Source organism: Nitrospira sp. BLG_2, assembly GCF_049222245.1.
In genome coordinates this window covers 1-3,672 of the sequence record NZ_JBLYIG010000590.1, presented here as the reverse complement: position 1 = coordinate 3,672, position 3,672 = coordinate 1, and the positions used below count along the sequence as shown (strand labels likewise).

Sequence of the window (3,672 nt, the reverse complement as noted above, 5' to 3'; positions counted from 1 at the left end):
ATCGCTCTTCTGCTGATAGACCAGTTCCTGAACTTCCCGACGTACGTCCTCGTACCGGCTAAACTGTTTCGGCTTTTTGTCATCCATGCGGATAATCCGGACTCCTTCCGGGCTCTCGATGATGTCCGAGATGCCTCCCGACACTAAATGGGCCACCGCTTGCTCAATGGCAGGGAGGAGTTCCCCCTGTTTGACCCATCCGAGTCGTCCACCCTGCAAGGCATTGGCGCCGTCGGAATATCGCATGGCGACTTCTTCAAATTTCTCCCCTCGTTTCAATTCGTCCATGGCTCGGCGGGCTTTGGTCAAGGCCTCGGCCAATCCATCCGAGGAGCGCGGATGAATGATGATCTGGCTCAGTTGGTACTCTTCGGGGAGGGCGAAGCGGTCACGATGCTCTTGGTAGAACCGCTTGAGTTCAGAGTCTCCGACGGTAATATTGCCGCGAATATGCAGATCCACGACTCTCATGAGGAGAATCTGATCGCGAACAGTCTGCACATGGCTCGGATTAGCGGTGTCGAGGGAGTTGCCTTGCTTCTTCATCTGTTCAATGGCTTGCTTCACTTCCAGGTCCGATACCTCGACCTTTTTTGCCTTGGCTTCCTGCAGCTGCAATCGCCGCTCGATGAGCTTCGTCAAGGCCATGTATTCCGCGGTTTTCAACCGTTGGGCGAGATCGTTGCCATGGTGTTCGCGGAAAAGTCGCTCTTGTTCCACTTCAAACTCACGTTTCACATCCGACAACATGATCAATTCCGAATTGACGATGGCGACGATGCGGTCTTGAAGACGAGCCTCGGAAAAGGCCGGCGGCCATATCGGAATCATCAACAGGGTGAGCAGGAACGTCACAAGAACCGACCATTCTGATCCAATCGATTCGTGTTTCATGATGCCATCATCCCCGGCGGAGCGCTCTGATGCATGATTCTACACGAAGCGGGCGGGTTCGTGGATATCGAGTAGAAGTTAACGTTTGCCGGTGTCCTCTGTGATATGGCGGGAGGCTTCGGCGAGGCGAACCACGGCATTGGTCCGAATATCGGCGATGATTTCTTCGAATTGTTTGCGGCGCTTATCGGCCAGTAATTCTTGTCGAAGCCGTTCCTGCTTTGCCAAATCGGCTTGGATCACGGCCTCGTCGAGCGGGGTCAGCATGACCAGGTAATAGCCGCTGTCGGTCTTGATCGGCGCGCTGACCATCCCGAGTTTCAGCGTGTGGATGACGGCCTCGACTTCGGAAGGGACGAGTTCCTTCCGGTAGGGCCCCAGCTCGCCGCCCCTCGATTTTGTTTTTTCGTCGAGCGAATATCGCTGCGCAAACTTGGCAAAACTCCCGCCTCGATTCACCTGCGCTTCCAGGTCTTTGGCGGCATACACATTGGGGAGCAGCATCACCGAGACATTGGCTTTCAAGGGGTCCAGGAGTTGGCCGGCGTTCATTTTGTAGTAGGCATCGAGCTCGGCCTGGGTAAGCTCGACCTTGGATTGGAGCTTGTCTTTCAACAGCTCGTCGAGAATCAGCTGCTCTTTATACCGCTGTGTCTTGTCTCGAATGGTATCGTCGTGATCAAGCCCTCGGCGACGGGCTTCCTGCATCAGCAGCTCGCGGGTGATGAGTTCGTCCAGGAATTGTCGTTTACCACCCTCCTTCTCATAACGCGAGCGTGTGGCTTTGGAAAGTTCGCTCCAGTGAAGATCGAATTCACTTTGAGTAATGGCCCGTCCATTCACCAAGGCGACGACCGGTTCTTCCTGTCGCTCGGCGCATCCCCACACCGGCCCGAAACCGGCTAACATGCCGACAAGCAGTCCCGGGAGACAATATGCTCTGCAGAGGAACAGGAGTCGGAAGGGCATCATATGTCGTGGCGGATGTGGACCTCGATTAAAGGGGACTCTTTCCCTTTTGGATGGTCTTGGTATCACAGAGATCGAGGCTTTGCAAGATTGCATTGAGTTCCGAAAAGAGCGCCGGCCAGTCGTCATGACCCATCTGGATCTCGAAGGCAACCGGGCTCAGGAACCGTAGCCGCTTCTTGAGCTGGTCCATCAATCGGTGGACGGAGGCCTCAGGAATGACCGCTTTCGGGTGGAACACAATCTTGACGGTCCGATCATGCACTTCGATCGAGGCCAGGCGAAGTCGTTTGGCATGAGTCCGGAGTTGCATCACTTCAAGCAGTCGTTCGACCGGCTCCGGAGGAGGGCCGTATCGGTCTTGAAGCTCCCCATGCAACAGGGCCAGCTCGCCGACTTGGCCGCAAGCCGTCATCCGTTTATAGAGGGACAGGCGGTGATGCGGATCGGCCACGTACTGCTCCGGAATAAACGCCGAAACCGGAAATTGCAGAGTTGGATCCGGCTCCTCCTCCATCACATGCCCCTTCAACCGCTGGACAGCCTGCTCCACCATTTGCATGTACAGATCCAAGCCGATCGCGGCGATATGGCCCGACTGTTGTTTGCCCAGAAGATTGCCCGCCCCTCGAATCTCAAGGTCCGCCGCGGCGATCCGGAACCCCGATCCGAGTTCCGTGAATTGCTGAATCGCGATCAATCGTTTTTGAGCATCGCCGGTAAGCGTGCCTTCATCCGGGATGAGGAAGTAAGCATAGGCTTGCTCGCCGCCGCGTCCGACACGTCCGCGCAACTGGTACAACTGCGCGAGGCCGAAAAGGTCCGCCCGATTGACGATGATGGTGTTGGCGTTGGGGACGTCGAGCCCGGATTGAATGATGGCCGAGGCGATTAGGACGTCCGCATCCCGTTTCACGAATTTCAGCATCACGGCCTCCAGCGGTCTGGCATCCATCTGGCCGTGGGCCATGACCATGCGGGCTTCGGGAACCAACTGATGCAACCACGCTCCGATCCGCTCCATGGTTTCGACCCGATTGTGGACGAAATAGACTTGCCCCCCGCGTCCGAGTTCGCGGAGGATGGCGTCCCGCACCGCCTTGTCGCTGAATCGGATCACCTCCGTTTTGATCGCCAATCGTCCTGCGGGTGGAGTATCGATGATCGAGAGATCCCGAACGCTCGACATCGCCATTTGGAGAGTGCGCGGAATGGGAGTGGCGGTCAACGTCAGGACGTCGACCTGGGTGCGCAGCTGCTTCAGCCTTTCTTTATGTTTGACGCCGAACCATTGCTCTTCGTCGATAATGACGAGGCCGAGTCGGCGGAATGTCACGTCTTTCTGCAGCAGTCGGTGCGTGCCGATCACGATATCGACGATTCCCTCGCCGACATCCTTCAGAATGGCTTTGGTCTCCTTGGAGGACTGAAATCGCGAGAGCAGCGCGACGCGCATTGGAAACGGCGCGAATCGTTCGGCAAAGTTTTCATAGTGTTGATGGGCCAGGAGAGTGGTCGGGACCAGCACCGCCACTTGGCGGTCATGCTCCACGGCTTTGAAGGCTGCGCGCATGGCCACTTCCGTCTTTCCATATCCGACGTCTCCGCAGACCAGCCGATCCATGGGTTTCGTCGACTCCATGTCGCGGCCGATGTCCTCGATGGCCCTGAGCTGATCGGTTGTTTCTTCATACTCAAAGGCCGCTTCGAATTCGTGATAGAGAGTCGTGGTTCCGCCGTAGGCATTCCGTTTCACGAGCTCACGGTTTGCGTACAGATCGATCAATTCTTGGGCCATCTCCTCGATAT

The 3,672-nt window shown here is 56.6% G+C and carries 3 protein-coding genes; all 3 read right to left on the bottom strand.

The window, feature by feature from the left end; translation table 11 throughout:
* Positions 1-894: peptidylprolyl isomerase (locus ACOSYY_RS15695; RefSeq protein WP_421663557.1), on the bottom strand; the 894-nt coding region annotated here is incomplete at its 3' end.
* A gap of 78 nt (positions 895-972) precedes the next feature.
* Positions 973-1,803, bottom strand: coding sequence for a peptidylprolyl isomerase (locus ACOSYY_RS15690; RefSeq protein ID WP_421663555.1), 831 nt, complete (start codon positions 1,801-1,803; stop codon positions 973-975).
* An 88-nt stretch (positions 1,804-1,891) separates the two neighbouring features.
* Positions 1,892-3,672, bottom strand: a 1,781-nt coding sequence (gene mfd, locus ACOSYY_RS15685; RefSeq protein WP_421663553.1) for a transcription-repair coupling factor, incomplete at its 5' end; no start/stop codon positions are given.